This window comes from Paenisporosarcina sp. TG20 (assembly GCF_000286315.1).
Lineage (GTDB): Bacteria > Bacillota > Bacilli > Bacillales_A > Planococcaceae > Paenisporosarcina.
In genome coordinates, this window is the sequence record NZ_ALJG01000128.1 from 1 (window position 1) to 4,423 (window position 4,423).

4 protein-coding genes are annotated in these 4,423 nt (G+C 38.5%); all 4 read left to right on the forward strand.

Going from position 1 to position 4,423, the window contains the following annotated elements:
* Positions 1-486 precede the first annotated feature (486 nt).
* From B371_RS0101325 to B371_RS0101340, 4 genes are read left to right on the forward strand one after another with little or no spacing between them, the layout of a single operon-like run.
* Positions 487-951 carry a prepilin-type N-terminal cleavage/methylation domain-containing protein gene (locus B371_RS0101325; RefSeq protein ID WP_019412521.1) on the forward strand — a complete coding sequence of 155 codons (465 nt, stop codon included), beginning with the start codon at positions 487-489 and terminating at the stop codon, positions 949-951.
* A gap of 21 nt (positions 952-972) precedes the next feature.
* Positions 973-1,926 (forward strand): type IV pilus biogenesis protein PilM, encoded by a 954-nt coding sequence (gene pilM / locus B371_RS0101330; protein ID WP_019412522.1) that lies wholly within the window; start codon positions 973-975, stop codon positions 1,924-1,926.
* Between the two features lie 2 nt (positions 1,927-1,928).
* Positions 1,929-2,690 carry a hypothetical protein gene (locus B371_RS0101335; RefSeq protein WP_019412523.1) on the forward strand — a complete coding sequence of 254 codons (762 nt, stop codon included), beginning with the start codon at positions 1,929-1,931 and terminating at the stop codon, positions 2,688-2,690.
* On the forward strand, positions 2,683-3,672 hold the full coding sequence (locus B371_RS0101340; RefSeq protein WP_019412524.1) for a LysM peptidoglycan-binding domain-containing protein: 990 nt from the start codon (positions 2,683-2,685) through the stop codon (positions 3,670-3,672). The genes B371_RS0101335 and B371_RS0101340 overlap by 8 nt, the downstream gene beginning before the upstream one ends.
* Positions 3,673-4,423: the final 751 nt, after the last annotated feature.

The following is a 4,423-nucleotide window of genomic DNA, read 5'->3' on the forward strand; positions in this document are numbered from 1 at the left end:
AACATACCTGTCTAAAATAAACGATAATTAATATAAAAACCAATTAAGTGTTCGTGTTTATAATCGAATTGAGGAGTTATGAAATTGACTCATGTAGAGAAAAATAACAGATAATTAATTGATTAATTATACCGTTTATCAGGATATGGTTTTTATGAGTGATCAAAATATTCTATGCTGTTGTTCGTGCAACTAAAAAGAATTCTATGGTAAAAATTTATACAAGACTGATAAACTAATTGAATAGGTCGTAGAACCACTATTGATGGTCAATTTATATGGATATGTGGAAAACTTTGTTTTGTATGTCATATTACCTGTGTTCGGTAGTTTTAAGACCGGTGATCGTATGTAAAATAGAACGAAAACACTAAAATAAAAATGAGTATAAAGTCTATTTATCTATATATTTCGACATATAAATATGGTACTATACAAGTGTACTAATATATTCCAAAAAATAGAGGGAAAAGGGAGGCTTACAGAATGAGAAAATTCATTCAAAATAAATTAAAAGATCAAAAAGGTTTAACATTAATCGAGCTTTTAGCAGTAATCGTAATCTTAGCGATTATCGCGGCAATTGCCATTCCGGCAATAGGGAATATTATAACAAATTCAAAAATAAATGCACTAAAAGCTGATGGTCAAAATATGTTAGCCTCTGCAAATTTATACTTTACCGAAAATCAAGTTGCAAATGGAGTTTCAGTAAATTTAGAAGTTATTCAAGATGCTGGATTCATTGAAGATGCTGGGAAAATTAATACTGATGCGACCACACCTTTTGATATACTCGGATCTGTAACGTATAACTCCACTGGTTTAACGATTACAGCAACATCATCAGATGGTGGGAAATCAGTAGAATTTGTAGCAGCAACAAATAATGATATTGCGAATGCTGGTACTGCTACAACAACAACTGGTAAAGTAATTATTACTAGATAAACGAAATTTGGAGTTGATTCTATGAATTTCATACCCTCGTTCTTAAACAAACGCACACGCGTGGCGACGGTTACAATTGAAGAAGATGCGATCCGAATGGTGGAAGTGAAGTCAACGTCTCCTTTGCATGTGGTTTGTGCAGAGGAGCGTTCTTTACCTTCTGGCATTGTCAAGGATGGCAAAATTGTGGACGCGGATATGCTGGTGTCGATTTTAGGCGAGGCCGTGGAAGAGTGGAAACTTTCCCGTAAATCCGTTCGTTTCTTAGCACCTGATGAATATGTAATTATCCGTAAACTTTCTTATCCACCTGATGTTCGGAAGGATGAGTTAAAAGGTCACTTCTTTATTGAAATCGGCTCAACGCTTTATTTACCGTTTGACGATCCCGTATTTGATGTTGTCCCTTATACCGCTACAACCGAATCAAAAGAAGCGATTTTAATTGCTTCGAAAGAAAGTATTTTGAATACATATGAAACACTTTTTGAAGACGTGAAAATGAAACCTGTTGTTGCCGATATTGGTCCTCTAGCTTTATATCGATTGGCTTATTCTCAACATTATTTATCGGGTGATGAACATATATTATTACTAGATGTTCAAAACGACAGCTACATCGTATCGATTTTCCATCAGCATTTCCCATTATTTATGCGGCCGGTCGAAGTGAATGAACCACAGGAATCCAGCTATTTCAGTGGGGCACAAACTTCCAAAATGGAAGCACTTATTGCGGAACTTGAAAAACTCATCAATTTCTATCGTTACAATATGAATCAAGGAAACGAAGGCATAACGCATGTGTTGCTAAATGGAGAGTTCGATGGATGGGAAGACTTTTTACAACAACTCGAGTCGCGTTTTAGTGTGAGCGTGTCAACTGTTGTGCGTGAAACGATTTACTTAGAAGATGGAAAAGCTATTCCGGTTCGTTTTAATCGAGCACTCGGACTCGCGTTGAAAGAGGTGTAAAGATGTTAGTCGATATAAATTTACTTGGCGAAAAAGAACGGGACCGTCCCGCCTTTGTCGTAACGGCCATCTTGCTCATTCTTGTCGGCCTAGTTGTGGGGATCGTCTTTTATATTCTCGGCAATTCGTATAGCAATAAACAATTCGTCATCGCAGCTCAAAGTGCAGAAGTCGTTAGTCAACAAGCTTCCTTGCAAGAGCAAATGATCACAAGCGAAGCTTTAGATGATACGCAGAAATTGCAAAAAACCGTCGAGTGGGCAGATACATATCGCTATGAAACATTGCCGTTAATTAGAGAACTTACTTCTCTACTTCCTGAACGTGGATTTTTCATGAACTTTACGTTTGCGTCTCCAAGTCAAGTAACGATTACCGTACAATTTGATACTTCGCGTGAAGCGGCATTTTATTTAACCCAATTAAAATCTTCTGAAATGATTACAGAAGTTGCATTATCGACACTCACGTATCAACCTCTTCCAGAACCAGTTGAAGAGACGGATGGTACTCAAACAGAAGTTGAAGTTGAACCATCTGAAGTTGTAATGCCACGTTATTTAGCTTCTTATAGCGTGACATTCTTAGATACACGCATGCCTGCGGACGGAACAGCAGTACCAGTCGATCCTAATGCACCGCCTGTTGAAGGAGAAACACCAGCTGAAGGTAGTACTCCAACCGTAAACCAACCTGCTGAAACACCAGCTACTGAAACACAACCTCCTGCAGATGATGCACAAGGAGATGATGCAAATGAGTAATTTAACAAGAAAACAAAAAGAAATCGGACTTATATTATTAGCGAGTTTATTCTGCTTGATTATGATCGCCTATGCGTATTTCACATTTTATGTACCCAAAAAAGAAAGTTTAGCAATCGCTGAAACAACACTTACAACTGATCGCCAAGTATTGTTTGCATTAGAACAACAACTCGCAGATCAACCAGAGATCCCAATTGTCAGTTCACTTGAATTGCAAAAACAAGTACCAGTTGATCCATTAACTGAACTTGTCTTGTTACAAATTGAAAAAGCAGAAGTGGTCTCCGGTTCACTCGTTCAATCAGTTGGTTTTTCACAAGGGCCATTTGTAATTGAAGCTCCTCCTGAAGGTGTAGAGGCACTTCAAGAACTAAATGTCAGTCTATCGATTGAAACGCCAACGTATGGTACTCTGGAAGCTTTTATTAGTGAGCTTGAACAGATGGAGCGCATTGTAGTGGTTGATTCCATCCAGTTCAATAGTCCAACTGGTGAGGTAACTACGGACGAGCAAGAACTAGAAAAGTTACAGTTAACATTGACTTTCTCGGCATTTTATCGCCCTGATTTACTTAAACTTATTAAACAAGGTCCAAAAGTTGATACACCATCACCTGCAGATAAAGTGAATCCTCTACCTGCAAACGATTCTATTGATGCAGGAGAAGTTGCTATGAATGAAACTGATAGCGAAGATGATTTGGCTAATAGTGAAAAGAAGAAAGCGGTAGCGAGCGTCTCAGATACGGCTAAAAAGGTTGAGACGCCTAAACCGACAGCAAAACCAAAAGTAGTGGCAAAACCAAAAGCAGTAGCTAAACCAAAATATTGGACTTACAGGGTAAAACCTGACGACACTTTGTACTCGATTTCTAGGAAGTTTTATGGAAACCGTTCAGGTGAGGCAAGGATTAGGAAAGCAAACGGTATGGTGTCAAATATTGTTTATGCTAATTCGACATTAATCATCCCGCAATAACCAAAAAACAACTGGAGCATGTACGATGTCTCCAGTTTTTTTGACTAATTCAATTGAATTAATTTCATAACTCCTCAATTCGATAATTATACGTTTATTTTAGATAAGTATCGTTTGATTGTAGCGCAAGGCGGCGATCCAGTGGGAACAGCATGAGCTGAAAACCCCGCAGGAAAGACGCTGGCCAAAAGTCAGTGTCTTTGCGACGAGTAACCGCAGGAGTACATGGAACGAAGACTAAGAACGCCACTACGCGAGTCAACGTCTTCGTGACTAACACACTGTTGGCCTAAGGAGGCTTGTCGCTCGCCCACGGAAAGCGTCCACCTGCAACGGAAATCATACCGGAAATTAAAGTAGATACTATGTACTTTCTTAAAGGAACGGGTCGACTTTGCCCGGTTTTTCTTACAAGATACAAAAGTATATGACTATAGAGTGCCAAGAACTCAGTGTTCATGGTGTTTTTAGTATATAGAGACTAACATGCTAAAACGGTATTTCTTTGATGTGACTCTCATTAATTCGATTAATATGAAGTCGTGTTTTTAGAAATTTTATTTGATTTAGTTATGAGTACTTTCATTTTAATAGATCGGACTATTATTATATTTTTTTTAAACTAAATGTTATCACTGTTGATTTATAACCAGGTGAATGATTGAAGTGAAAGGCGGCGACTCCAGCGGAAAAAGCGAGTCCAGTGAGACCCCGCAGGAGCTTGCGACGAGGAGGCTCACGGACCGCCCGC